Here is a 25,298-nt window from a genome sequence, read left to right as displayed (position 1 = left end):
CGGCTTATGTGTATACGAGACAGGGGGCAAGCGGCCGGCCGCGCCTGGGAGAATCGGAGTGCCGCCTAACCCCGGCGGAAAGCCTTCGAGAGCGCGGTCGCCGGCGCCCTGCCCGACGCGGTCTTCGAAGCACTCGACGCTTTCCGCAAGGAGCATGTCGGGAAGGCGACCAAGGTTGCAACGCGAAAAGCCTCGGAAATGGCACTCGCTGCGATCAATGGCGCAACCGAACTGACCGTCGGCGGCTCCGCCGATCTGACGCATTCGAACCTGACGATCACCAAGGGTATGAACCGCATCGCGCCGGGCGACTACGCCGGCCGCTACATCCACTATGGAATCCGCGAGCACGGCATGGCCGCAGCCATGAACGGCATCGCACTGCATGGCGGCTTCGTGCCTTATGGCGGCACGTTCCTGTGCTTCGCCGACTACGCGCGCGGCGCGATGCGGCTCTCGGCGCTCATGGGCCAGCGCGTCGTCTATGTGATGACGCATGATTCCATTGGTCTCGGCGAGGACGGCCCGACCCACCAGCCGGTCGAGCACCTGGCGATGCTGCGGGCGACGCCAAACCTCAACGTCTTCCGCCCGGCCGACATCATCGAAACGGCGGAGTGCTGGGAACTGGCGCTGAGAAGCGAGAAGCGGCCGAGCGTGCTGGTGCTCTCGCGCCAGAACCTGCCGATGCTGCGCCAAGCACCTTGCGACGAGCCACACAGCGACGAGAACCGGTCGAGCCGGGGCGCCTACATCCTGCGCGAGCCAGTCGGGCAGCGCGCGTTGACGCTGATCGCCACCGGCTCGGAGGTCGAGATCGCGGTTGCCGCCGCCGAACGGCTGGAGACCGAGCACGGCGTCGCCGCCGCGGTTGTCTCGATGCCGTGCTGGGAGCTTTTCGAGGAGCAGGACGCCGGCACCCGCAAGGCCGTCCTCGGCTCGGCGCCCCGCATTGCCATCGAAGCCGCAGCACGGCTCGGCTGGGACCGCTGGATCGGCGACACCGGCACTTTCGTCGGCATGGCCGGTTTCGGCGCCAGCGCCCCTGCCCCGGATCTCTACCGGCATTTCGACATCACGCCCGAAGCCGTCGCGGCAGCGGCGCTGAAGCTCATCATCTAGGAGAAACCGACAATGGCCCGCATCACCCTTCGCCAGCTTCTCGACCATGCCGCCGAGCACGGCTACGGGGTGCCGGCTTTCAACATCAACAACATGGAACAGGGCCTCGCCATCATGGAGGCCGCCAGGGCCTGCGATGCGCCGGTTATCATCCAGGCCTCACGCGGCGCCCGTTCCTATGCCAATGACATCATGCTGGCCAAAATGATGGAGGCGTTGACCGAAATCCATCCGGCCATTCCGCTCTGCATCCATCAGGATCACGGCAACAACGAAGCCACCTGCCTGTCGGCGATCCGCCACGGCTTCACCTCGGTGATGATGGACGGATCGCTGATGGCGGATGCCAAGACACCGGCGAGCTACGATTACAACGTCGCCATCACCGAACGTGTCGCACGCATGGCGCATTGGGTCGGCGCTTCGGTCGAAGGCGAGCTCGGCGTGCTCGGCTCGCTGGAAACCGGCCAGGGGGAGGCCGAGGACGGGCACGGCGCCGAAGGTGCGCTTTCCCATGACCAGCTTTTGACCGATCCCGATCAGGCGGTCGACTTCGTGACCGCCACCCGGGTCGACGCGCTGGCGATCGCCTGCGGTACCTCGCACGGCGCCTATAAATTCAGCCGCAAGCCTGACGGCGGCATCCTGGCCATGCAGGTGATCGAGGCGATTCACGAAAAGCTGCCCAACACGCATCTGGTCATGCACGGGTCTTCCTCCGTGCCGCAGGAACTGCAGGATATCATCAACAACTATGGCGGCGAGATGCCCCAGACCTTTGGCGTCCCGGTCGAGGAAATCGAGCGCGGCATCCGCTACGGCGTGCGCAAGGTCAACATCGACACCGATTGCCGAATGGCCATGGCCGGGCAGTTCCGCCGCGTTGCGACGGAGGATCCGCGCGAATTCGATCCGCGTAAATTCCTGAAACCCGCCATGGACGCCCTGCGCGACCTTTGCCGCGATCGCTTCGAACGCTTCGGCACCGCAGGCCACGCGTCGAAGATCAGGGTGATCGCCATGGATGAGATGGCGAAACGTTACGCCGCAGGAAAGCTCGACCCCCATATCGCAACCGCGAAAGCCGCCTGAGCGGCAAACAGGAGACCTGCCATGAACAAGATCGACATGCCCTCAGCAGGCACGCTCAAGGAAGGCAAGGAACGCTACAGGTCGGGCGTCATCCCCTACAAGAAGATGGGCTACTGGGAGCCGGACTACCGGCCCAAGGAGACCGACCTGATCGCCATGTTTCGGATCACGCCGCAGCCCGGCGTCGACCACGAGGAGGCGGCCGCCGCCATCGCCGGTGAATCCTCTACCGCGACATGGACCGTGGTCTGGACCGACAGGCTGACCGCCTGCGAGCTCTACCGCGCCAAGGCATTCAAATCCGAGCCGGTGCCGAACACAGGTCCAGGCACCAGGATCGAGCAACAGTACTTCGCCTATATCGCCTACGACCTCGACCTGTTCGAGCCCGGCTCCATCGCCAACCTGACTGCATCGATCATCGGCAACGTGTTCGGCTTCAAGGCCGTCAAGGCCTTGCGGCTCGAGGACATGCGCATCCCGGTGGCTTACCTCAAGACCTTCCAGGGCCCGGCGACCGGCATCGTGGTGGAACGCGAGCGGCTCGACAAGTTCGGCCGGCCGCTGCTCGGCGCGACGACGAAGCCCAAGCTTGGCCTGTCCGGCCGCAACTACGGCCGCGTCGTCTACGAGGCGCTGAAGGGTGGCCTCGACTTCGTCAAGGACGACGAGAACATCAACTCACAGCCCTTCATGCATTGGCGCGACCGCTTCCTCTACTGCATGGAGGCTGTGAACAAGGCGTCGGCCGCCACCGGCGAAGTCAAGGGCCATTATCTCAACGTCACCGCCGGCACGATGGAGGACATGTACGAGCGCGCCGAATTTGCAAAACAGCTTGGCTCCTGCATCGTCATGATCGACCTCGTCATTGGCTACACGGCGATCCAGTCGATGGCCAAGTGGGCACGCCGCAACGACATGATCCTGCACCTCCACCGGGCCGGCAACTCGACCTATTCGCGCCAGAAGAACCACGGCATGAATTTTCGCGTCATCTGCAAATGGATGCGGATGGCCGGCGTCGATCACATCCATGCCGGCACGGTGGTCGGCAAGCTGGAAGGCGACCCGCTTATGATCAAGGGGTTTTATGACACGCTGCGCGAGGAGCGCACGCCGCAGAACCTCGAAACCGGGCTGTTCTTCGATCAGGACTGGGCCTCGCTCAACAAGGTGATGCCCGTCGCCTCCGGCGGCATCCATGCCGGCCAGATGCACCAGTTGATCCATTATCTCGGCGAGGACGTCATCCTGCAGTTCGGCGGCGGCACGATCGGCCATCCGGACGGCATCCAGGCCGGCGCGACGGCCAATCGCGTCGCGTTGGAGGCGATGATCCTCGCCCGCAACGAGGGCCGCGACTATCTGCGCGAAGGAACCAAAATCCTCGAACAGGCAGCCAGATGGTGCACGCCGCTCAAGGCGGCCCTGGAGACGTGGAAGGACGTCACCTTCAACTACGAATCGACCGACACGGCCGACTTCGTGCCAACCGCAACGCCGAGCTTCTAGACGAAAGGAACCGTCGCCATGATGACCAATCCCGGAAACAAGGTCACGCAGGGACAGTTTTCGTTCCTGCCCGAGCTAACCGATGAGCAGATTTCGGCGCAGATCAAATACGCACTGAAAAACCACTGGGCGGTCAGCGTCGAGTACACGGACGATCCACATCCGCGAAACACCTATTGGGAAATGTACGGCAACCCGATGTTCGACCTGAGGGACCCGGCGGGCATCCTGCTTGAAGTCAACAATTGCCGGAGAGCTATGCCCAACATGTATGTCCGGGTCACCGCCTTCGATTCGACCAAGGGCTGGGAAGCACCGCGCATGTCATTCATCGTCAACCGGCCACCCAATGAACCCGGGTTCCGGCTGCTGCGCCAAGAGCGTGACGGCCGCAGTCAGGGCTATTCGATCGTGCCTTATGCGACCGACAGGCCCGAAGGTGAACGGAGCTAGGCGAACCATGCTGGACGCGATAGCTAAGAGCGCTGCCGCGCAGGGCGAATCGGTTGATCTACAGGCCGAGTTCGAGGCGTCCAACATCGACGAGGTGATGGACAAGCTCGACCGCGAACTCGTCGGCCTGAAGCCCGTCAAGACCCGCATCCGCGAGATCGCGGCGCTGCTTCTGGTCGACCGGCTTCGCCGCAAGTTCGGGCTGACCTCGGGCGCGCCGACGCTGCACATGAACTTTACGGGGAATCCCGGTACCGGAAAGACCACCGTGGCGCTCAGAATGGCCGAAATCCTGCATCGTCTCGGCTATGTCCGCGAAGGGCACATGGTCGCGGTGACGCGCGACGATCTCGTCGGCCAGTATGTGGGCCACACCGCGCCCAAAACCCGCGAAGTGATCAAGCGCGCCATGGGCGGGGTGCTTTTCATCGACGAGGCCTACTATCTCTACAAGCCCGAGAACGAACGCGACTACGGCCAGGAATCGATCGAAATCCTGCTGCAATGCATGGAAAACAACCGTGACGATCTGGTTGTGATTCTTGCCGGCTACAAGGACAAGATGGACCGCTTCTTCGACAGCAATCCCGGCATGCGCTCGCGCATCGCCCATCACCTCGATTTTCCGGACTACGGCGTCAGCGAACTCAAATCAATCGCCGAGATCATGCTGGCGGAACAGAATTACCGTCTCAGCGAAGCGGCGGCCAAGGCGCTCGAAGAGTATCTCCCGATCCGCATGCGGCTGCCGCATTTCTCCAACGCCCGCTCCGTTCGCAATAGCCTCGACCGGGCGCGGCTTCGCCAGGCCAGCCGGCTTTTCGCATCGCGCGACCGGGCGTTGACGAAAATCGATCTTATCACCATCGAGGAATCCGATATTCGCGGCAGCCGCGTGTTCGCGGAAGGTAAGCTCGAAGGCGAACCGGAGACGAAGGCGCGCTGACAAGATGACGGCGATTGGTGTGCAGCGACCGGAAACGGACGACAGAATGGGAGCCGACGACCATGGATAGCAAGACAATCATCGCGCCCTCGGTGCTTTCCGCGGACTTCTCGCGGCTCGGCGACGAGGTCGAAGCGGTCGTCCGGGCGGGTGCCGATTGGATCCATCTCGATGTGATGGATGGCCATTTCGTGCCCAACATCACCTTCGGTCCGCCGGTGGTCAAGGCGATCCGTAATCGAACGGACAAGGTCTTCGACTGCCACCTGATGATCGCGCCGGCCGACGCCTATCTCGGCGCCTTCGCCGATGCCGGCTGCGACATCATTACGGTGCATGCCGAGGCCGGACCGCATCTCGACCGTTCGCTGCAGGCAATCAGAAATCTCGGCAAGAAGGCCGGCGTGTCGCTGAACCCGTCAACGCCGGAAAGCGTCCTCGAATATGTACTTGACCGGCTCGATCTGGTGCTTCTGATGACGGTCAATCCGGGCTTCGGCGGCCAGGCCTTCATTGCGGCGGTCGTCGACAAGGTCAGGCGGGTCAAGGCGCTGGTCGGCCATCGTCCGATCGACATAGCGATCGACGGCGGCGTCACGCCCGAAACCGCTCCGCTGGTCACCGCGGCCGGCGCCAATGTGCTGGTCGCCGGCTCGGCCATCTTTAAGGGCGGCACCGAGGCGGCCTATCGCGCCAATATCGGCGCCATCAGGCAGGCGGCCGACGGGGCGATCCGGAAAGCGGCGTAAACCGTTTCATCGGAGGACAAACATTTCATCGGAGGAAAACTTGGCGGCAATCCCACCTGTCTGCGATTTCGGCTGGCGAGCCATCGACGCCGTTTTGCCAGGCGTCGACGGCACATCGCATTCGATCTTAAGCCACGCCGGCCCGAACGGGCTGGTGGTGGCCTTCATCTGCAACCACTGCCCCTATGTGAAGGCGGTGATTTCACGCATGGTGCGCGACGCCAATGACCTCAAGGCCGAAGGCATCGGCTTTGTCGCGATCAACTCCAATGATAGCGACGCCTATCCAGATGATTCCTTCGACAACATGAAGCTCTTTGCCAGGACGAACGGCCTCACTTTCCCCTATCTCCATGACGAGCACCAGACGGTGGCGCGTGCCTACGGAGCCGTTTGCACCCCGGATTTCTTCGGGCTCAACAGTGAGTTGACGCTGCAATACCGCGGCCGGCTGGACGCGTCGCGACGCGACGCCGAATCGCCCAGGCTGAGGCGCGACCTGTTCGAGGCGATGAAGCAGGTTGCCCGAACCGGCGACGGACCGCTTGACCAGATCGCTTCGATCGGTTGTTCGATCAAGTGGAAGGATGCTGCATGAACGTCGGCGCAGGCAGGCCGTTTCGCTCGCCCAAGGCGATCCTGTTCGACCTCGACGGCACACTGGTCGATTCGGCGCCTGATATAGCGGCCGCCGTCAACGAATTGCTGGCCGGCCACGATCTGCCGCCGCTGCGGCTGGATCAGGTCAAGGCCATGATCGGCGGCGGCATCAGGAAACTGGTCGAACGCGCCTTCGCGGCTTCCGGCACGCCGCTCCTCGGCAGCGCGCTCGATGAGGCCAACCGCGTCATGGCGCCGATCTATCGCAGGCATCTGACCGGCCGCACGGTGCTAATGCCTGGCGTCAGGGAGGTTCTCACGCACTTGCATTTGAGCGGAATAGCCATGGCCGTGGTGACCAACAAGCCGCAGCTGGCGGCGCGCGAAATCCTGCTGCATTTTAGGCTGACGGAATATCTCGGCGCGATCGTCGGCGGAGACGCGGTGACATACTTGAAACCGGCGCCAGACGCGCTGTTGCTGGCGCTCGACCTGCTTCAGGTCGAACCTCGTGACACGCTGATGGTCGGAGACAGCAGCGCCGACGTGGCCGCCGCCCGCGCCGCCGGCATGGCCGTCATTCTGCTGCGTGGCGGATACAGCCAAATTCCCGTTGAAGAGCTTGGCGCCGACCTCGTTTGCGACAGCCTGTTCGATCTGCCGTCCGCGATGCAGAGGCTGCAAGACGCTGCGTGACCCCATGCGCAAAGCCGAGCCAACGCCGGCCGAGCGCAGTCCAACGGCCGGCAGTACCGCGTTATTTTGAGAATTGTTTCAGATAAGCAATGACGTTGGCGATGTCCTCGTCTTTCTTGAGGCCGACAAACGCCATCTTGGTTCCTTTGACCATCGCCCTGGGATCGCGAAGGTAGGTCGTCAGCGTGGCCTTATCCCATTTGACGCCGGACTTGCCGGCCTCGGTCATGGCCTTGGAATAGCTGAACCCCGGATGCGTCCCGGCCGTTCGGCCGATGACGCCGTTCAAGGACGGGCCGACCTTGTTCTGGTCCTTGTCTGCGACGTGGCAGACCTTGCATTTGGCGAAGACCTTCTCACCCGCCGCGGCATCCTGTGCCTGAGACTGGGTAGTGACAAAGGTGGCGACGGACACGGCGGCGAAAAAAGCGACTGCGCGCATGGCATTTCCTCATTGATCGTGTGAGTGCCCGGGACACTTTACCCGTGTCGATGCCTTGATCGCCGGCATTCGTTTTAAAGCGGGAGAGCGAACCATTCGTCCTTCCTCCCCGGACTGGCAGCACCTGCACACCTCGAAAAGCTAGACTGCCGATGAGGGAAGTCAATCGTACAAAGGTCCTGTTTCGTTTCCCGACTGCGCGAAGGGAAGTGTGTAGCGACACGCGGTCCACATCATTGACGCCTGTTGGCCGAACGCGTAGCCTCACTCCAACCGGTTTGCTGTTTGGGCACCTTCAGGAATCCGCGCAACTCCAAAGCACGAACTCTGGAGAGTTCGCCGCGCAGGCGACGATAAGTGCCAAATGGACATGGTCGATCTCATATTAACGGTGTGCCTTAGCGCCAATCCGGGCAATTGCCGAGATGAAGATCTCTATTTCGAGAGCCGCGGCTCTCTGTTCCAATGCATGTTCCTGGCGCCCGCCGAGATCGCAAAATGGTCTCAGGAACATCCGAGTCTCAAGGTCGTGCGCTGGAAATGTGCCGTTCCGAGCAAGGAACGAGCGATTTGATCGACATTCCTGGTTCGTCGACGGCCCTGAAAGAGGAGACGCCATGATGATTTCGCGGCGTACGACGCTGCGCTTGGCGGCTCTGGCGGCCATCCTCGCCTCAAAGCCGGTTGCCGTCTTTGCGGCCGCTAAGGTCCGAATTGGTGTCCTGAAGTTCGGCACCGTGAGCTGGGAACTCGATACGCTGAAACGCCACAAGCTCGACGAGGCCAACAGGATCGATCTGGAGATTGTCTACTTCGCCGGGGAGGATGCGACCAACGTCGCGCTGCTGGCCGGCCCGATCGACATGATCGTGACCGACTGGCTGTGGGTCTCGCGCCAGCGCTCCGAGGGCGGCGACCTTACATTGGCCCCTTATTCGACCGCCGTGGGGGCAATCATGGTGAAGGAGGAATCGCCGATTGGGACGCTCGCCGACCTCAAGGGAAAGAAAATCGGTGTCGCCGGCGGCCCGCTCGACAAGAGCTGGCTACTGGTCCAGGCGCTGGCCAGACGCGACCACGGCCTCGAGCTGCCGACAGCCTGTGACGTCGTCTTTGGCGCGCCGCCGCTGATTTCTGAAAAGGCGATGCAAGGCGAACTCGATGCCGTGCTCAATTTCTGGCATTTCTGCGCCCGGCTCGAGGCCAATGGCTTTCGTCGGTTGATCGGTGCGGATGACGCGACGAAAGCGCTTGGTGCCTCGGGCCCCGTGTCGGCACTCGGCTACGTCTTCCACGACCAATGGGCGAGCGACAATCCGGATGCCGCCCGGGGCTTCGTCAAGGCCTCCAAGCAGGCCAAGGACTTGCTGGCCAAATCCGATGATGAATGGCTGCGCCTGGCGCCACTCATGCGCGCAGAAGGCAAGGAGCTGGAAAAACTGCGCGACCGCTATCGCCAGGGCATCCCCAGACGGCCGGTCGCCGAAGAAGCGGCCGATGCGGGCAAACTCTATCACGTGCTGGCCGCGATAGGCGGCGAGAAGCTGGTTGGCAGGGCGCCCGAGATGGCGCCCGGCACGTTCTGGCCGGAACTCGCGAAATGACCGCAACGGAAGACAAGTCGCGTCGATCCGGCTTTGCGACGGCGCTGACGCCAGCGCTGACGGTAACGGTTTCCCTGCTGGGACTTTGCCTGCTGTGGAGCCTCGCGGCCAATCTGTGGCAAAGCCGCGCTTTGCCCTCACCAGGGCAGGTCTGGCAGGTGCTGCTCAGGGAAGCGGCGAGCGGCGACCTTTTTTATCACCTTGGCGCGACGCTCGGACGGGTTGCTGCGGCGTACGTCGTCGCAATGATTATCGGCTCGGTCATTGGCGTCATCCTCGGCAGCTACCGCGGTGCGGACCGGTTCTTCAGTCCATGGGTGGTCCTGTTTCTCAACATTCCCGCGCTGGTGGTCATCGTGCTCGCCTATATCTGGTTCGGCCTCAACGAGGCGGCGGCGATTGGCGCAGTTGCCGTGAACAAGATCCCGAATGTCGTGGTGACGATGCGCGAAGGCGCCAGGGCGTTTGATCCGCGTTATGCCGAAATGGCCGCCGTCTACCGCTTCGCCCCACTCGAGCGCATCCGCCATGTCCTGCTGCCGCAACTGCAGCCCTATTTTGCCGCGGCCTCGCGGTCCGGCATCGCCCTCATCTGGAAGATCGTCCTGGTGGTCGAACTGCTCGGCCGCTCCAATGGCGTCGGTTTCCAGATCTATCTCTATTTCCAGCTCTTCGACGTCGCCGCCATTCTCGCCTACACGCTGGCTTTCGTGGCGGTGATGCTTGTCATCGAACTTCTCCTGGTGCAGCCCATTGAACGACATGCAACCCGTTGGCGCCGCCGTCCCGCTTAGGGTCGACATCGCCGAAAAGACCTTCAGGTCCGCGCAAGGCGTGTCGATCACGGCGCTTCAGGGTCTGTCCTTCGAGGTCCGGCAGGGCGAATTCGCTTGTCTGCTTGGGCCGTCGGGCTGCGGCAAGACCACGACGTTGCGCATCCTGCTTGGACTGGACAAAGACTTTTCCGGCTCTTTCCAACTGCCGCAAGGCGGCTCGAACCGCATCGCCGCCGTGTTCCAGGAGCCCACTTTGCTGCCATGGCGGACGGTGGAGCAGAATGTCAGGCTGGCGCTGCCGAAAAGCCTAAGAGCGAAGAGTCTCGACGAACTGTTTGACACTCTCGGCCTCGCCGGCATGCGCTCGCTCTATCCGGCGGAGCTTTCGCTCGGCCTTGCGCGCAGGGCAGCGCTTGCCAGGGCTTTCGCCACCGAACCGGCGGTGCTTTTCCTGGACGAACCCTTTGCCTCCCTCGACGAACAGACCGCCGAGCGGCTTCGGCAATTGCTTTTGACCGTCTGGTCGGCGCGGCCCACGACCGCCTTGATGGTAACGCACAATCTGCGCGAGGCACTGATGCTGTCGGACCGCATCATCGTGCTTGCGGAGCGCCCAGCCCACGTGCTCGGCATGTTCGACGTAAGAGTGCCGCGGCAGCATCGCAATCCACAGGTGATGAGCGACCTTTTGCGGTCATTCCAGCAAAAATTTCCGGGTGTGGCCTGATCGCCTTACGGGTCGAATGCGGATGGCAAGGTATTTCGCAGCCAATGGCCGATGGAAACGGCGGGACTGTGAGGCGCACGGCCACGCGTGCCTGTTCCGCCTGACTAAAAGCAACGTACGTCGGCTTCAGCCTGCGCGCGTTTCAGTTCCGTGCGCGCCGCCTTCGCTGGCGCGCTTTCGCGAAACAAACCTGCCGCCTCCCCTGTCGTCAGCGACATGCTTTTGAAGGTCTCCGCCCTCTCATAGTGATCGTAAGGAAGGATCGAGGCGATAACATCGATCGAGCAGGAACAGCTTTCAAGCGCCTGACGTGTCTGGCCATTTGTTTGCATGCAGCCGAGCACGTAGTCGGCAATCGTTGCCGTCGGGTAGTCTCCCGCGGCGTTGGCCGAGTTGGCAAAGGCCAGCGTCGTCGCAAAGGCCACCGGCAAGGTGAGAGATCCAACAGACCTTATCATGAGGAACCTCCAGTTGGCCTGGACACCATGCATCCAGACGGGGTCATCGCTCCAATTGGCGACGTGCCGCAAAGCCAGTCAAGCTCCCATGGCCTGCGTATAGGACCAAAGGAGGAATGCCCTATCGACCGACAAGAGCCCGCTTCATGACCCGCTGCGCACCCTCGTTCATGCGTTCATTTCATGCTTCGCTCACTATCGGCAACGAGCGATAAGCACGCATACTTACTCGGAGGTGCACCGCAGAATATACCGAAATAAAGTCAAATGTGTATCACCTCGAGAATACGGGAACAATATGTTTGCTATATATCTCGCGGCTGGCGGTCATCCTCTTATTAGTTTTTCACGCGGCTCTTATTTCAATTGTTTCTAAATATTGCATCGCACCATATCGATATTGCAGCGCAGCGACCCATTGTAGGTTTTTGCTTGCCTGGCCTTTTACGATGACATAGCTTTTTCCTGTTTCCGGCTTCAAGAGCGCCACCGTCATCAGGGAGCGGCGGCAGTCTTTCGAAGACCAAAGGGGGCGGGCGGTAACGGTGCCCTCTGCTTCGGGGTAGGTCGTGACAGCTGCCGGAAAATAACTTCCCAACATGAATTGCTTGGGCAAGCCCTTGTGGGGCTTGACGGTCGATTCTTCACTGCGAACCCGGGAGGATTTTGGATGCGTGTACTTGCGAAAACTACTTACATTCTGACGACCGCGGCGTTTTTATCGCTCGGCGCTGCCTATACGGCTTCGGCCAATGAAGACCTTGCAAAGCTCGCATCGGATGCGAAGAACTGGGCGATGCAGACGGGTGACTACGCCAACACCCGCTATTCCAAACTCAACCAGATCACTGCCGACAATGTGAAGAACCTGCAGGTCAAATGGAGCTTTTCCACCGGCGTGCTGCGCGGTCATGAAGGCGGGCCGCTGGTCATCGGCGACGTGATGTATGTCCACACGCCTTTCCCAAACAACGTCTATGCTCTCGACCTCAAGAATGACGGCAAGATCCTGTGGAAATACGAGCCCAAGCAGGACACGAACGTCATTCCGATCATGTGCTGCGACACGGTCAATCGCGGTGTTGCCTATGGCGACGGCAAGATCATTCTCAACCAGGCCGACACCACCGTCGTCGCGCTCGATGCCAAGACTGGCAAGGTCGTCTGGTCTGTCAAGAACGGAGACCAGACCGACGGCGGAAAGGGCGAATCCGGCACGTCGGCACCCGTAGTCATCAAGGACAAGGTGCTCGTGGGCGTCTCCGGTGCTGAATTCGGTGTTCGCGGCTGGCTGGCCGCCTACAATCTGAAAGACGGCAAGCTCGCCTGGAAAGCCTATTCGGAAGGTCCTGACGCAGACACCCTTCTCGATCCCGAGAAGACCACCCATCTCGGCAAGCCTGTCGGAAAGGATTCCGGCACGAACACCTGGGAAGGCGAACAGTGGAAGACGGGCGGCGGCACGACATGGGGATGGTATTCCTATGATCCCAAGCTGAACCTGGTCTATTACGGCACCGGCAATCCCTCGACGTGGAACCCGGTCCAGCGCCCAGGCGACAATCGCTGGTCCATGACAATCATGGCTCGCGATGCGGATACCGGTGTTGCCAAATGGCTCTACCAAATGACCCCGCATGATGAGTGGGACTATGACGGCATCAACGAGATGATTCTCGTCGATGGCATGGAGGTCAACGGCGCCAAGCACGACGTGCTGGTGCATTTCGACCGCAACGGCTTTGCCTACACAATGGATCGCGCCACCGGCGAACTTCTCGTCGCCAAGAAATACGATCCGGCAGTGAACTGGGCGACGGAAGTCAACATGGATCCCAAGAGCGACCAGTATGGCCGCCCGCAGGTCGTGGCCAAGTATTCGACCCAGCAGAACGGCGAAGACAACAACTCGACCGGTATCTGCCCGGCCGCGCTTGGAACCAAGGACCAGCAGCCGGCCGCCTACTCGCCGAAGACCGGGTTGTTCTACGTGCCGACCAACCATGTCTGCATGGACTATGAGCCTTACAAAGTGAGCTACACCGCCGGTCAGCCCTATGTGGGCGCCACCGTGTCGATGTATGCGGCGCCCGGCGGTGACGGTAACATGGGCAACTTCATTGCCTGGGATGCAGCCAAGGGTGAGATCGTCTGGTCGAAGCCCGAGCAGTTCTCGGTGTGGTCGGGCGCATTGGCGACAGATGGCGACGTCGTCTTCTACGGTACCCTCGAAGGCTACATCAAGGCGGTCGATAAGGACGGCAAGGAACTCTACAAGTTCAAGACCCCGTCCGGCATCATCGGCAACATCACGACCTACGAGCATGACGGCAAGCAGTACGTCGCCGTTCTGTCCGGCGTCGGTGGATGGGCCGGTATCGGTCTGGCAGGTGGGCTGCTTTCGCCCGATAACGCCGCCGCCTGGCATGGCGCCGTTGATCAGGGCCGTGCGCAGGGCGATCAGGCCGCGGTCGTTGGAACCGCCGGTCTGGGTGCCGTCGGCGGTTATGCGGCACTTGCCGACTATACGACGCTGGGCGGCCAGCTCACCGTCTTCGGCCTCCCGGACTGATAACCGGGAAGAGCCTCACGGCTAGGTTCGAAAACGAGAGCCCGGGTCACCCCGAAGCCGGGAACCGGGCTCTCGATTGCGCCGCGCACCCAACTCCGATCAATGCCGCTGCACGACGGCAGCCAGGATTTCTGGCAAACGAAGGAAGAGCCTGAATGATCGTTCGCATTGCAGTTTCCGCTCTCGCCCTGGTCCTGCTGCCTCTGGCCAGCTCAAGTCTGGTACGGGCCGAAGACAGCATGGAGAAAGCCAAGGCGGTGAAGCAAGAAGGAGGCAAATATTTAGATGCGGACGGAAATCCGACCTACAAGATCGAAAACGGAACCGTCGATTGGTACACCTTCAGCGGGTACCGCCGGTATCACTCAGATTGCCATGTCTGTCACGGACAGGACGCCACAGGTTCGAGCTATGCGCCTGCCCTGGCTAATAGCCTGAAGACCATGGATTACGCCACGTTCCTGTCGATCGTCGCCGAGGGCCGCAAGAATGTCGGCGGCGGCAAGGAGAACGTCATGCCCGCCTTTGGCGACAACAAGAACGTCTATTGTTACCTGGACGATCTCTACGTCTATCTGCGCGCGCGCGCCGATGGCGCGGCACCCCGCGGCAGGCCGCCCAAGCACGAAAACAAGGCTCAGGCAGCCAAGGATGCCGAAGCATCCTGCATGGGTGGATGATATGACCGGCTGCACTGCATCGAAGCTGCGTGTCGTTCTGCCGATCCTCGGCGCGCTCGCCTTGCTGCCGTCGAATGTTCTGGCGCAAAATGCCGGGCTTGGCGCTGCGGGCGAACTGGTCGATCCCGACATTCTGCGCGTCTGCGCCGATCCCTCGAACATGCCCTTTACCGACAAGAACGGCCAAGGCTTCGAAAACAAGCTGGCTGAACTGGTTGCCAAGAAGACGGGGCGGAAATCAGTCGCTTACACGTGGTTTCCCACTGTCACCGGCTTTGTGCGCAATACGCTGGGGGCCAATCGATGCGACATCATCATGGGCTACGCCCAAGGCGATGAACTGGTGCAGAACACCAACGCCTACTACCGCTCCGCCTATGTGCTCGTATACCCCAAAGGCAACGGCATGGAAGGCATCGAGACGATCGAAGACCCGAAACTTTCCGGCAAGAGAATCGGCGTCGTCGAAAGCACGCCGCCAACCGCCAACATGGCCGCCAACAAGCTTCTGCGGACCGCCAAGATCTACCCGCTGGCGGTGGATACGCGCGTCACGCCTTCCATGGGGGAGGTCATGATCAAGGACATGCTCGCCGGCAAGATCGACGCGGCGGTCCTGTGGGGGCCGATGGCGGGCTACTATGCCAGGGAACTCGGAGCCGATGTCACCATTGTTCCGCTGTTGAAGGAAAAAACCGGCTCGCGCATGTCTTATCGCATCACCATGGGTGTACGTCCGTCCGACCAGGAATGGAAACGGACGCTAAACCGGGTGATCAGGGAAAACCAGGCGGAGATCACCAAGCTCCTGCTGGGTTACAATGTGCCGCTGATCGACGAGCACGACAATCCGATTACGCAATAGTTGGGATGGGTCAGGAGGAGGAAAAACCTACGCGATGAACAATTGAAGAGAAGACTACAGCTACTTTCGATACTTTTTTGTTTTTCGGGCTTTCAAAACCTTGTGTTCATTTGTCCATTTTGAGAACGTGATGGACGAGCCATTGCTTCGGTGCCCTGCAATGGTTGACTAACCACCGGATCGGCCCCTTCGGGCTGGTAGAAGAGGAGAAATGTTATGAAGAAGAGCTGGACAAAACCGACCATGTGCCAGGTTGCTGCGGGCTTTGAAATTTCGCGCTATCTGCCTGCTGAAATTACTCCCAAGAAGTAGGCCGCAGAGGTGCGTGTCCCTGGCAACAGGGGCACGCATCCCCTTGCCGTATGGGATTTTCGTGAAAGAGTTTGAGGCGCGCAAAGCGGGCGGGCCGTTTGTTGCGGCTGCAAATTGGCTGCTGGTCAGAGAAGCCGCGGGGCGGGCGTTTTCATGCGCTTGAGAATCATCGGATCGGCGGCCGGCGGCGGCTTTCCGCAATGGAACTGCAATTATCGTCTGAGCCGTGCGGCTCGCACCGGGGTAGCTGGTGTGCATTCACGAACCCAATCGAGTGTCGCCGCGTCGGCGGATGGCCTCGGCTGGGTTCTGTTCAACGCCTCGCCCGACATTCGCCAGCAGATCGCGGCAACGCCTGAATTGCAGCCCGCGCACGATGCGCCGCTGCGCTCGACGCCTATTCGCGCGGTGGTGCTGACCAATGCCGATGTCGATCATGTCGCCGGCCTGCTCAGCCTGCGTGAGCGGCAGCCTTTCGCTATCTATGCAACGACACAGGTTCTGGCGACGCTGGAGGCGAATTCGATTTTCAATGTCCTCGATCCGGCGCTCGTGCCGCGACGCATCTTGCCGCCGGCGCAAGAGCTGTCGATCTGCGATTCAGACGGCCACGACACCGGGGTGGCTGTCGAGAGTTTTCCCGTGCCCGGGAAGATAGCCCTCTATCTCGAAGAAAGAGGCCAGCCGGATGCCAATTTCAGCTCCGATGCCGGCGACACGATCGGCGTCCGTATCGCCGGAGCCGGCAGTCGCGGCTCCGGCTTCTACATCCCCGGCTGCGCGCGCATCGATGCGACCCTGCGCACGCGTCTGGCCGATGCCGCATGCCTTCTGTTCGACGGCACGGTCTTCACCGACGACGAGATGATTGCTGCCGGCGTCGGCCAAAAGACCGGTGCACGCATGGGGCATCTGGCAATGTCGGGAGACGCGGGGTCGATCGCCGGCTTGGCCGATGTGAGGATCGGCCGCCGTGTCTTCGTCCACATCAACAACACCAATCCTGTTCTGGACGAGAATTCTGCCGAGCATGCAGCCGTCGAAGCGGCTGGCTGGGAAGTGGCCTGCGACGGGATGGAGATAGAACTTTGAGTGATTTCCACGACGCGGCCAGCAACGGCCTGTCCTCAAGCGAGCTCGAAGCAGTGCTGCGGCAGGTCGGTGCCGAGCGCTATCACAACCGCCATCCTTTCCATCACAGGATGACCAGCGGTGCGCTGTCGAGGACCGAGATGCAGGCCTGGGCGCTGAACCGCTATTGCTATCAGGCGGTCATTCCGCGCAAGGACGCCATGATCCTCGCGCATGCCGAGGATCCGGCGTTTCGCGCCGCCTGGCGCAAACGCATCGAGGATCATGACGGCGAGGACGGCTGGAGCGGCGGTATTGCGCGCTGGTTGCACCTGGCGACCTCACTCGGTCTCGATGCCGACGAGGTGAAGAGCGAGAGGCTGGCCCTGCCGGCGACACGTTTTGCGGTTGGCGCTTACCTCTCCTTTTGCACGAACCGGACCCTGCTGGAGGCGGTCGCGTCGTCGCTGACCGAGATGTTCTCGCCGCTCATCATCGGCGAGCGGGTACCCGCGATGCTGGCCAAATACGATTATATCACCGAGGACACGCTGGCCTATTTCACCCGACGGCCCGAACAGGCCTCGCGCGACGCCGACTTCGCCCTCGCCTATGTGCTCGAACATGCCGACGCGGCGGAACGCCAGCAGCAGGCGATCGATGCACTGGTGTTCAAATGCGATATACTCTGGGCCATGCTCGACGCGCTTCAACACGCCTATGGCGAGCCGGGCAATATCCCGCCCGGCGCCTTCCGTCCCGAGGCAGCCCAATGATGGCACTGCGCGAAAGAGCCATGGTGTCGCTGCAGTCGGTTCCATCGCTGCCGAAGCACGTGCGCATACAGCATGACCCCGTGCGCCAGGCGTTCGCCGTGCTGTCGCCCGAAAAGGTGTTCTGGCCAAACGAGATCAGCCTCGACATATTGCGCCGCTGCGATGGGCGGTCCGCGGTCGGCCACATCATTGCCGGCCTTGCCGCAGATTATGATGCCGAACAGGAAGCTGTGGCGGCCGATGTCGTCGCCTTCCTGCAGGAATGGTCGGACAAGCTGCTGGTGAAGCTATGAGCGAGCCCCCTCTCCCCCCGATCGGCATGCTGGCGGAACTGACGCATCGCTGCCCGCTGCAATGCCCCTATTGCTCCAATCCGCTCGAGTTGCTGAAGGCCAATCGCGAACTCGACACGCAGAGCTGGCTCGACTTGTTCTCGCAGGCGGCCGACCTTGGCGTTCTCCAGGTGCATCTGTCCGGCGGTGAACCGACGCTGCGTCGCGATCTCGAGCAATTGATCGCCGGGCTTTCGGCGCGCGGCGTCTACACCAACCTGATCACCGCCGGAGTCGGCATTGCGGATGGCCGCATCGAGGCATTTGCCGAAGCCGGGCTCGACCATCTGCAACTGAGCTTTCAAGGCGCACGGCCGGCGACCACTGAGCGCATCGGCAATCACAGGGGCAGCCACGAAAAGAAGCTGGAAACGGCACGCCGCGCTCGCGCGGCCGGCTTGCCGCTTACCATCAACGCGCCGATCCATCGCCACAATATCGAGGAGGTACCGGAATTCATCGATCTGGCCCTTTCGCTGGGTGCGGAGCGTCTCGAGATCGCCAACGTGCAGTACGCCGGCTGGGCGCTGACCAATCGCGATCAACTGATGCCCGAGCGTGCGGCCGTCGACCGCCAGGCGGAGATCGTCGCGGCGGCGCGCGAACGGCTCACCGGCATCATGAACATAGATTTCGTCACGCCGGATTATTTCGCCATCTATCCCAAGCCGTGCATGGGCGGCTGGGCGCGCGACGCCTTCATGGTGACGCCGGACGGCACCGTACTGCCATGCCATGCCGCCCAGACCATCCCGTCGCTCAGTTTCGAGCGTTTTGGAACACGCAGCCTGGCCGCGATCTGGACCGATTCCCCGGCATTTAATGCCTTTCGAGGCACGGACTGGATGCAGGAGCCCTGCCGCAACTGTGAGCGGCGCGAGATCGACTGGGGCGGGTGTCGCTGCCAGGCGATGGCAATCGCCGGCGATGCCGCCGCGACGGACCCGGCTTGCGCGAAATCGCCGATCCATGCGCGCATGGCAATGCTGATCGACGAGGCCCAGCGCGCTGCGACGGTTCCTTCGAAGGACGAACCATTCGTCTACCGGCGCATCGGCGTCGTCACCGAGCCCGCCTGACTGCCGACCTATTCCTACGGCCTACCCTCGTGAAAGCCGTTCGGCATGCCACGTCATATGGTCATGCATGAATGTCGAAATGAAAAAATAGGAGTGATCGTATTCGTCCTGCATCCGCAATTTCAACGGAATGCCTGCCTTGGAGCAGGCGTCTTCGAGCAGCCAAGGCCTGAGGCCCTCCTGGAGGAAACCGTCTGACGTTCCCTGATCGACCAGGAATTCCGGGAAACGGTGTCCATCCTCGATGAGCGAAGTGGCATCGTAGCGCCGCCACGAGGCCTCATCCGGGCCGAGATATTTTTCGAAAGCCGGCTTCGACCAGCCGGCTGTGCTTGGCTGCACGATCGGGGCAAAGGCCGAGCAACTTCTGAAACGCGCGGGATTGTTCAGTGCGATCGTCAGCGCGCCATGCCCGCCCATCGAATGGCCGAAGATCGACTGGCGCGCCATATCGGCGGGAAATTCGCGCCCGATCACGGCTGGCAGCTCCTCGACGATATAGGAATACATGCGATAGTTCTTGGCATACGGCTCTTGCGTCGCGTCGAGGTAGAAACCGGCGCCGCTGCCGAACTGCCAATTGTCCTTTTCATCCGGAATGTCGGCACCACGCGGGCTGGTGTCGGGACAGACGACGATCAGGCCAAGTTCGGCGGCAATACGTCTGTATTCACCTTTTTCCATTACATTCGCATGGGTGCAGGTGAGTCCGGAGAGGTACCACACCACGGGGCAACGGCTTTCCCGTGCCTGCGGAGGCACGAAAATGGCAAACGTCATTTCGCACGAGCAGCTCGTCGAAAGATGAGAGTAAACATGCTGGGCGCCGCCATGCGACTTGGCAGTCGAGACCAGTTTCAGGTGCTCTGGCATATATTCTTCTCCATCAATTTTAACCGCCGACCTTAGGCTCTACGACATCAAGGGAGATCGCGGCAACCTTGGTGGGCCGGCTGGCGCGCGGGGCTCTTGATCGGAGCCGGGATGGCCTGCCTTCGCCGACCGTCTTGGCGCAGCAAGGCGCGAGAGGCCACTCGCTGGCGCAGCGTTGCGAGCAAGCCATACGGGCCAGGCTGGGCGATTGTTGGCGATGCTGGCTATAACAACGACGCAGTCACTGCGCAGGCATCGGCGATGCTTCCAGGACGCCGAACTCTGCGCAAATGCGGCTTCACGTCCAATACTTGCCAAGCGTGGTCAGCGGCGGTTTCGCAACCCACTGATCGACTTTTGCCCTGTCACCCATCGCGCAGCAAAGATGATGGTCCGGCGGTTTGTCTCCACGAATCGTCGACCTCGCATCGGCCATTCTAAGCTCAGCGAGATCGATCGTGACTCGTTGCACGGCGAGTTCGGGTCTCTTCGGCCTGGCGCCCGCCATTGAGACAATTCCCGCCCGCTCAAGGGCCGCCAAGGAGCGGGATACGTTCGGCTGCGGACGCGCCGCCAATCTGCACAGTTCCGTGATGCTTTGCGGTCGATACCGATGGATCAGCGCCACCAGCCGACAATTCTCAGGGGTCAACGCCCGCAGAATCTCTTCCGGCGCGCACGACTGAGCCATTGGTTCAGCGACCACCTGATGCCCGGCCTCCTGAGCCGTCGCCGCCGCCATCACTGTCGTGCGTGTCCTCGATGCCGTTGTAGACATTGTGGACCGCGCCCCATTCGCCATGTGACAGCTCACTCCGATGAGCCGCCAGATATTCCTAGATTTGCTGCAGTTCCTTCGCAGCGCAGTCGATTTTGGCGACAGTTTTGCGAATGCCGGATGCTTAAACGCTATCATTAAGCAATTCCTGCACTCGTTCGGACGAAACGTCTGAGGCAAAGATCAGGTCATAAGGAATGTTCGTTCCCCGAAGCTGGTCTGCGACCAAGCGCTCTACCACGGCCCGGCGCGCGGGATTAGTGCGTCCGTGCACCAGAACATCTACGTCCGAGTGGACGCGGAAACGGTTTTTCGCCAGGGATCCGACAACAGAGATATCGACGCCGCGGGCTTTGGCGTTCCGAAGAATACGCGCTACACAGGCTTGCGCGGTCTTCCGGCGATCGTCAGCTCTTCGGTGGATCAAAGTATCAATTTTGTTCATCTTTTCGCCTGTTGCCTTTGGTCCGAGATTGTCGCAACTCCGCAAGCTGTACGGCTACCTGCCTATCCCTGCCAAGCCAGCCGCCGTCAAAAGCGATCACGCCGTCCGCGAAATCGCCGCCGGCATCGAGGACTGACAGCCCTGCCTCAACTGCCGGCCGGTTGACGACAACCACTCGCGGTGTTCAGCAACGCCCGGATCGCTGCGGCAAATTTTCGCGCTCTGTCTGGTACCGCCGGGCCAGAGCCCTGGGAACTCGCACAAGGCCTTCACGCTCACGGCCACGACGTCCGCTTTGGCCAGCAGGTCCACGGCAATGGCCGCCTGCCCCTCATCATCGACGACATAGGTGCGCAGCAGCACATTCGTGTCGGGCGTAACCCTCATTCCTCGCCGGACCCGGCCACAGCGCCCGCTTCCGCCATTGCCTCGTTGATCTCCTCGATGCTGAGCACCCGGCCGTTCGTCTTGCCTCTGAGGAACCCGTGGAGGTCCCGGAACGACCCCTTTGCCCGTGCCGCCCTCAATTCCGCCCGACCGTCGGGCAGCAGATCAAGTTCGATCTTCTCGCCCGGTTTGATGCCCAGATGTTGCAGCACGTCCTTGCGGAACGTCACCTGTCCCCTTGTCGTCACTGTCAACGTTGTCATGTTAAACATTCCTGTTCATCGCGATAAGGCAATGCAAATCTGCATTATTATGCAAATGGTCGGGGCCAAGCTTGGCGTCCATGCGGCGACTGAATCGCGACCAGCGCTCTGCCAGAGCGAAGTCGCCAAACATCACCTGGAGGTCAGCATGCAAGCCAACACCACGGCCGCTATCCGCGTCGATCTTGCCGCAATGTTTGTCTCGTTAGAACTGTCTCGTTAAAAATGGCTCGTCACTTCGCTTCGGCTGGTGTCGGGAATGGCGCGACCGCCGCCGGGAAGCGAGGGAAGGGAGCGTCAAGTTCGAGCCAGAGATTAACAAGAACGAAGCCATCGCCGCATAGGCGTCTGCCTGCGTGGGTATGGACGGATTCACTCATGCGCAATATGAATCATGAATGGAGATGAGGCCTGCCGTGGCGCTCACATTTTTGCCGTGTCGCTAAGGCAGGTGACGCTCGTTCAATGACGCTGCGCAGGGCGGGTTGGCCTTCTGGTCTAACGCCGCCGGCAGAAGTGTCGATATCAGGGGATCTGGTCAATGACCGACAACAAGCCAGACGTTACCAAGGATTGGCAAGCGACGCAGGGCCAGAAGTCCTCCGCCACACGTCTTCGCCTTTTCGCCGCACTCTCGTGGGTCGTCGCCATTGGCGGCGAGATCTACGGAATTATGCTGCTTCGCCAGAACAAGTTCGACCAGGGACACCTGCCGCTGGTCATCGGCCTTCTGGTCGGCATCGCGATTTTCGCAATCGCCGGCAACTTGCTATGGAAGGCGGCCAACAGACACGATCCGGCTCGTGCATCCGACGCGGCCAGGTTCTTCTTCCAAAACCAGCTCGGCGCAATCATCACGCTGATTGCCTTCCTCCCGCTGGTTTTCCTGATCCTCACTGACAAGAACATGGATCCGCGGACCAAGAAGGTTGCCGGCGGCGTCGGCGCCGCGCTGGCCGTGCTCGCGACGGTCATGGGGATCAGTTTCAAACCCCCGTCGGTCGAACAGTACACCCAGGATATGAACGCATGCGCAGCCCAGATCAAGTCGGGGCAGCCCACCACGGCCTGTTCGCCCGATGTCGCCGCTCAGGCGCAGGCGATTGCAACGGACACCGCCGCCGTGGCGGCGGCGACGCGGGACGCGAGCCACCCCGCCGGTCAGGATGTCGTCTACTGGATCGCGCCCGAAAACGGAGCCGCGAAGTCCAGCGAGCCGCATGTTTTCCACCTCTGCGCAGGCGTGAGCCCGCTGAAGGACAAGACTGTGAATAGTGGCTCCGTGACGGAGGCCTACGCACAGAACGCCATCCGCATCACGAAGCAGATCGATATGGAACAGAAGCAGTGCGGGTTCACCGCCACAACCAGCACCAACTGAACCCGTCTGCACTCGATCGGGTCCAGCCGTTGGTCTTGTCGAGAAGGATGGCGCGTAAGCGCAGGCTCAGTATTGACTCGCCGAAGCAACGCCAAATGCTGGGATCGCCCGGCTGGCCAATATCGTCCAGCTGCAAACTTATCCGCGGCGGGCAATGACCCGGCGTCTTACGCACCGCAGCTTCCGGCCTGAGCGCTTCGGATGGAGAATGACGTTAATGAAGCGCATTGCCGCCCGGGCAGCATTATGGGCCGGAAGCGAACCGGGAACTTCTGGCGCCAAAAAAAGATGGCGGACATTTCACCTGGTGGGCCGCATCGACCAGAAGCGGATTGGGCAAGCGTTCCATGGCATGTAGCGTCGGGTATCGCGCACCTGCTGGACCCCTGTTGATGACTGACCGATGCCGGCCTGCTGGCTTGGAGGCTGGGGAGTGGGGAGTCTCGGGGCGAACTCCGCCGAGGGCATTCGGCAGCGGCATGGCCGGCCTTCAAAGTCCTTTGGCCGGGAAGTTGGTACGGATAGTCGGAATCAGGCAATACCCCTGTTTTCCGAGCTGGATTTTGAAGCCGTGAACGAGCGGCTATGATGAACGCGCCGAGTGCAAGTAAGGTCACGAAGGCCCCTACAATAAATTTTAGAGGAGACTACGTCGATGTCGAACGTGCGCGCCCTTGTCCTCGAACGCCAGCACGAACTCAAGCTGCGTGACATCGATCTGCCACAGACCGTCGGCCCGGGCGAAGTTCGCATCAAGATCCATACGGTGGGCATTTGCGGCTCCGACGTGCACTACTATACGCATGGCCGCATCGGCCCATTCGTGGTCGAAGCGCCGATGGTCTTGGGCCATGAAGCCGCCGGCACCGTCTCCGAAACGGGGGAAGGCGTCGAGCATCTGAAGGTCGGCGACCGCGTCTGCATGGAGCCGGGTATCCCCGATCCCAATTCGCGGGCGAGCCGGCTCGGCCTCTACAACATCGATCCAGCGGTCAGGTTCTGGGCAACGCCGCCGATCCACGGCGTGCTGACGCCCTATGTCGTCCACCCCGCCAACTACACTTTCAAACTGCCCGACAATGTCAGCTTCGCCGAAGGCGCCATGGTGGAGCCCTTCGCTGTCGGCATGCAGGCGGCTGCCAAAGCAAAGATCGCGCCGGGCGACACGGCGGTGGTGATTGGCGCAGGGCCAATCGGCACGATGGTGGCGATCGCGGCGCTCGCCGGCGGCTGCGCCCGCGCCGTTGTTGCAGATCTCGCCCAACCCAAGCTCGACATCGCCGGCGGCTATCAAGGCGTGATCCCGATCAACGTCCGCGACAGGAACCTGGCGGCGGAGGTAAAGCGCCTGACCGATGGCTGGGGCGCCGACGTGGTGTTTGAATGCTCGGGCTCGTCCAAGGCATGGGAGACCCTGCTCGATCTGCCGCGGCCCGGTGGCGCGGTAGTGGTGGTCGGCCTGCCGGTGGCGCCGATCGCATTCGATGTCGCCACCGCCTCGACCAAGGAAGTTCGCATCGAAACGGTATTCCGATATGCCCACCAATATGAGCGGGCAATCGCGCTGATGGGGTCGGGCCGGGTCGACCTAAAGCCACTCATTTCGGCGACCTTCCCCTTCGAAGATTCCATCAACGCCTTCAACCGCGCAGTCGAAGCCCGGCCCGCGGACGTAAAGCTTCAGATCCTGTTGCCGGATTAAGGCGAGTTCCAAAGCCCCCGGGCCGTCCTCCCGATCTCCTCGATGCGTTGCGTAGGCTTCCGGGCTTGTAGCAAGGGCATTGGCAACCCAGTTTTTGTTGGCATCAACCGAGCCTATCGCCTGAGCGGTTTCTCCTGAAAGGTGGCTTTCAACAACGCGAGCTGGCGCGCAAGCAAGGAGGAACACATGAACTGGGATCAAATCAAGGGAAAATGGACGCAGTTCAAAGGCAAGGCGAAGGAGCAGTGGGGTGACCTCACCGACGACGATCTTGATCGCATCGAGGGCAACCGGGACCGGCTTTTGGGACGTATCCAGGAGCGATATGGCATCGCCAAGGAAGAGGCAGAGCGCCAGGTAGATGACTGGTCCCGAAGCATCAGCTGAGCCTTGGGCGCAACGCCGTCTGCTGCGCCACCACCGGGGTAAAACTCTGCGTCGCCCGCCGTGCCGACTGGTGCGGTGGCTCTTTCGACAGCGAGGCCCGCGAGGAACCTTTAGCCGCATCTAATGTTCCACTTGCGTGGCGGGCTTCGCCCCGGCGTGCGCCCCGCCCGGAGGCGAAGGAGTGCAATGATGAACAACATTATCTGGCTGGTCGG

General features: G+C 61.4%; 30 protein-coding genes and 1 pseudogene. 23 read left to right on the top strand and 8 right to left on the bottom strand.

Going from position 1 to position 25,298, the window contains the following annotated elements; all coding sequences use genetic code 11:
* The 8 genes and pseudogenes from NKH60_RS31565 to gph all read left to right on the top strand — a co-directional run.
* Positions 1–1,122, top strand: a pseudogene (locus NKH60_RS31565) (transketolase-like TK C-terminal-containing protein); the annotation flags it as partial.
* A gap of 12 nt (positions 1,123–1,134) precedes the next feature.
* Positions 1,135–2,214, top strand: coding sequence for a class II fructose-bisphosphate aldolase (gene fba / locus NKH60_RS31560; RefSeq protein WP_352507750.1), 1,080 nt, complete (start codon positions 1,135–1,137; stop codon positions 2,212–2,214).
* Between the two features lie 21 nt (positions 2,215–2,235).
* The gene (locus tag NKH60_RS31555) at positions 2,236–3,729 is read left to right on the top strand and encodes a ribulose-bisphosphate carboxylase large subunit (protein WP_084641467.1); all 1,494 of its coding nucleotides are present in this window, start codon (positions 2,236–2,238) and stop codon (positions 3,727–3,729) included.
* Positions 3,730–3,747: 18 nt separating this feature from the next.
* Positions 3,748–4,182: a ribulose bisphosphate carboxylase small subunit gene (locus NKH60_RS31550; protein WP_352541881.1), complete on the top strand. Its 435-nt coding sequence runs from the start codon at positions 3,748–3,750 to the stop codon at positions 4,180–4,182.
* Positions 4,183–4,189: 7 nt separating this feature from the next.
* The gene (cbbX, locus tag NKH60_RS31545; RefSeq protein WP_352874657.1) at positions 4,190–5,128 is read left to right on the top strand and encodes a CbbX protein; all 939 of its coding nucleotides are present in this window, start codon (positions 4,190–4,192) and stop codon (positions 5,126–5,128) included.
* Between the two features lie 62 nt (positions 5,129–5,190).
* On the top strand, positions 5,191–5,877 hold the full coding sequence (gene rpe / locus NKH60_RS31540) for a ribulose-phosphate 3-epimerase (RefSeq protein WP_352874656.1): 687 nt from the start codon (positions 5,191–5,193) through the stop codon (positions 5,875–5,877).
* 40 nt (positions 5,878–5,917) lie between these two features.
* The gene (locus NKH60_RS31535) at positions 5,918–6,475 is read left to right on the top strand and encodes a thioredoxin family protein (RefSeq protein ID WP_352617338.1); all 558 of its coding nucleotides are present in this window, start codon (positions 5,918–5,920) and stop codon (positions 6,473–6,475) included.
* The gene (gph, locus tag NKH60_RS31530; RefSeq protein ID WP_352874655.1) at positions 6,472–7,173 is read left to right on the top strand and encodes a phosphoglycolate phosphatase; all 702 of its coding nucleotides are present in this window, start codon (positions 6,472–6,474) and stop codon (positions 7,171–7,173) included. Before NKH60_RS31535 ends, gph begins: the two co-directional genes overlap by 4 nt.
* A gap of 61 nt (positions 7,174–7,234) precedes the next feature.
* Here the strand turns inward: gph and NKH60_RS31525 are convergent, their stop codons facing one another.
* The gene (locus tag NKH60_RS31525) at positions 7,235–7,615 is read right to left on the bottom strand and encodes a c-type cytochrome (RefSeq protein ID WP_352874654.1); all 381 of its coding nucleotides are present in this window, start codon (positions 7,613–7,615) and stop codon (positions 7,235–7,237) included.
* A 364-nt stretch (positions 7,616–7,979) separates the two neighbouring features.
* On the opposite strand from NKH60_RS31525, the gene NKH60_RS31520 reads away from it, so the two are divergent.
* From NKH60_RS31520 to NKH60_RS31505, 4 genes are read left to right on the top strand one after another with little or no spacing between them, the layout of a single operon-like run.
* Positions 7,980–8,189, top strand: coding sequence for a hypothetical protein (locus NKH60_RS31520; RefSeq protein ID WP_352874653.1), 210 nt, complete (start codon positions 7,980–7,982; stop codon positions 8,187–8,189).
* 43 nt (positions 8,190–8,232) lie between these two features.
* Positions 8,233–9,219, top strand: a complete 987-nt coding sequence (locus NKH60_RS31515; RefSeq protein WP_352874652.1) for an ABC transporter substrate-binding protein — start codon at positions 8,233–8,235, stop codon at positions 9,217–9,219.
* Entirely contained in the window at positions 9,216–10,013 is a 798-nt protein-coding gene (locus NKH60_RS31510) for an ABC transporter permease (protein WP_352686145.1), read from the top strand. Before NKH60_RS31515 ends, NKH60_RS31510 begins: the two co-directional genes overlap by 4 nt.
* Positions 9,982–10,722: an ABC transporter ATP-binding protein gene (locus NKH60_RS31505; RefSeq protein WP_352874658.1), complete on the top strand. Its 741-nt coding sequence runs from the start codon at positions 9,982–9,984 to the stop codon at positions 10,720–10,722. The genes NKH60_RS31510 and NKH60_RS31505 overlap by 32 nt, the downstream gene beginning before the upstream one ends.
* Positions 10,723–10,826: 104 nt before the next feature.
* Here the strand turns inward: NKH60_RS31505 and NKH60_RS31500 are convergent, their stop codons facing one another.
* Both NKH60_RS31500 and NKH60_RS31495 read right to left on the bottom strand, forming a co-directional pair.
* Positions 10,827–11,180: a hypothetical protein gene (locus NKH60_RS31500; protein ID WP_352665692.1), complete on the bottom strand. Its 354-nt coding sequence runs from the start codon at positions 11,178–11,180 to the stop codon at positions 10,827–10,829.
* A 346-nt stretch (positions 11,181–11,526) separates the two neighbouring features.
* Positions 11,527–11,781: a hypothetical protein gene (locus tag NKH60_RS31495; protein WP_352874651.1), complete on the bottom strand. Its 255-nt coding sequence runs from the start codon at positions 11,779–11,781 to the stop codon at positions 11,527–11,529.
* 69 nt (positions 11,782–11,850) lie between these two features.
* On the opposite strand from NKH60_RS31495, the gene NKH60_RS31490 reads away from it, so the two are divergent.
* The 8 genes from NKH60_RS31490 (at position 11,851) to pqqE (ending at position 18,867) form a co-directional block, all read left to right on the top strand.
* On the top strand, positions 11,851–13,752 hold the full coding sequence (locus NKH60_RS31490) for a methanol/ethanol family PQQ-dependent dehydrogenase (protein ID WP_352617352.1): 1,902 nt from the start codon (positions 11,851–11,853) through the stop codon (positions 13,750–13,752).
* 155 nt (positions 13,753–13,907) lie between these two features.
* Positions 13,908–14,432 carry a c-type cytochrome, methanol metabolism-related gene (locus NKH60_RS31485; protein WP_352474919.1) on the top strand — a complete coding sequence of 175 codons (525 nt, stop codon included), beginning with the start codon at positions 13,908–13,910 and terminating at the stop codon, positions 14,430–14,432.
* Position 14,433: 1 nt separating this feature from the next.
* Entirely contained in the window at positions 14,434–15,297 is an 864-nt protein-coding gene (locus tag NKH60_RS31480; RefSeq protein WP_352450664.1) for a substrate-binding domain-containing protein, read from the top strand.
* A gap of 216 nt (positions 15,298–15,513) precedes the next feature.
* Positions 15,514–15,609 carry a pyrroloquinoline quinone precursor peptide PqqA gene (locus tag NKH60_RS31475; protein ID WP_101918690.1) on the top strand — a complete coding sequence of 32 codons (96 nt, stop codon included), beginning with the start codon at positions 15,514–15,516 and terminating at the stop codon, positions 15,607–15,609.
* A gap of 153 nt (positions 15,610–15,762) precedes the next feature.
* Positions 15,763–16,701 (top strand): pyrroloquinoline quinone biosynthesis protein PqqB, encoded by a 939-nt coding sequence (gene pqqB / locus NKH60_RS31470; RefSeq protein ID WP_352874650.1) that lies wholly within the window; start codon positions 15,763–15,765, stop codon positions 16,699–16,701.
* Positions 16,698–17,456, top strand: coding sequence for a pyrroloquinoline-quinone synthase PqqC (gene pqqC, locus NKH60_RS31465; RefSeq protein WP_352874649.1), 759 nt, complete (start codon positions 16,698–16,700; stop codon positions 17,454–17,456). The genes pqqB and pqqC overlap by 4 nt, the downstream gene beginning before the upstream one ends.
* Positions 17,453–17,749: a pyrroloquinoline quinone biosynthesis peptide chaperone PqqD gene (gene pqqD, locus NKH60_RS31460; protein WP_352874648.1), complete on the top strand. Its 297-nt coding sequence runs from the start codon at positions 17,453–17,455 to the stop codon at positions 17,747–17,749. Before pqqC ends, pqqD begins: the two co-directional genes overlap by 4 nt.
* Positions 17,746–18,867, top strand: coding sequence for a pyrroloquinoline quinone biosynthesis protein PqqE (gene pqqE, locus NKH60_RS31455; protein ID WP_352779662.1), 1,122 nt, complete (start codon positions 17,746–17,748; stop codon positions 18,865–18,867). The genes pqqD and pqqE overlap by 4 nt, the downstream gene beginning before the upstream one ends.
* Before the next feature lie 21 nt (positions 18,868–18,888).
* Here pqqE and fghA read toward each other — a convergent pair whose 3' ends face one another.
* From fghA to NKH60_RS31430, 5 genes are all read right to left on the bottom strand, one after another.
* Positions 18,889–19,740: an S-formylglutathione hydrolase gene (gene fghA, locus NKH60_RS31450; RefSeq protein ID WP_352874647.1), complete on the bottom strand. Its 852-nt coding sequence runs from the start codon at positions 19,738–19,740 to the stop codon at positions 18,889–18,891.
* A 298-nt stretch (positions 19,741–20,038) separates the two neighbouring features.
* Positions 20,039–20,482, bottom strand: a complete 444-nt coding sequence (locus NKH60_RS31445; RefSeq protein ID WP_352851147.1) for an HVO_A0114 family putative DNA-binding protein — start codon at positions 20,480–20,482, stop codon at positions 20,039–20,041.
* Between the two features lie 160 nt (positions 20,483–20,642).
* On the bottom strand, positions 20,643–20,963 hold the full coding sequence (locus NKH60_RS31440; RefSeq protein WP_352851148.1) for a nucleotidyltransferase domain-containing protein: 321 nt from the start codon (positions 20,961–20,963) through the stop codon (positions 20,643–20,645).
* A 96-nt stretch (positions 20,964–21,059) separates the two neighbouring features.
* Positions 21,060–21,326, bottom strand: coding sequence for a PIN domain-containing protein (locus tag NKH60_RS31435; RefSeq protein ID WP_352851149.1), 267 nt, complete (start codon positions 21,324–21,326; stop codon positions 21,060–21,062).
* Positions 21,327–21,346: 20 nt separating this feature from the next.
* Positions 21,347–21,613 carry an AbrB/MazE/SpoVT family DNA-binding domain-containing protein gene (locus NKH60_RS31430; protein WP_352503269.1) on the bottom strand — a complete coding sequence of 89 codons (267 nt, stop codon included), beginning with the start codon at positions 21,611–21,613 and terminating at the stop codon, positions 21,347–21,349.
* A 541-nt stretch (positions 21,614–22,154) separates the two neighbouring features.
* Here NKH60_RS31430 and NKH60_RS31425 point away from each other — a divergent pair.
* The 3 genes from NKH60_RS31425 (at position 22,155) to NKH60_RS31415 (ending at position 25,083) form a co-directional block, all read left to right on the top strand.
* Positions 22,155–22,994, top strand: coding sequence for a succinate dehydrogenase/fumarate reductase transmembrane subunit (locus NKH60_RS31425; RefSeq protein WP_352474932.1), 840 nt, complete (start codon positions 22,155–22,157; stop codon positions 22,992–22,994).
* Positions 22,995–23,649: 655 nt separating this feature from the next.
* Positions 23,650–24,696 (top strand): NAD(P)-dependent alcohol dehydrogenase, encoded by a 1,047-nt coding sequence (locus tag NKH60_RS31420; protein ID WP_352819562.1) that lies wholly within the window; start codon positions 23,650–23,652, stop codon positions 24,694–24,696.
* Positions 24,697–24,882: 186 nt separating this feature from the next.
* Positions 24,883–25,083 carry a CsbD family protein gene (locus NKH60_RS31415; RefSeq protein WP_352541863.1) on the top strand — a complete coding sequence of 67 codons (201 nt, stop codon included), beginning with the start codon at positions 24,883–24,885 and terminating at the stop codon, positions 25,081–25,083.
* The last annotated feature ends 215 nt before the right edge of the window (positions 25,084–25,298 follow it).

Source organism: Mesorhizobium sp. M1006 (assembly GCF_040318825.1).
In the GTDB taxonomy this organism is placed as follows: domain Bacteria; phylum Pseudomonadota; class Alphaproteobacteria; order Rhizobiales; family Rhizobiaceae; genus Mesorhizobium.
This window is presented reverse-complemented; position numbering and strand designations above follow the sequence as displayed.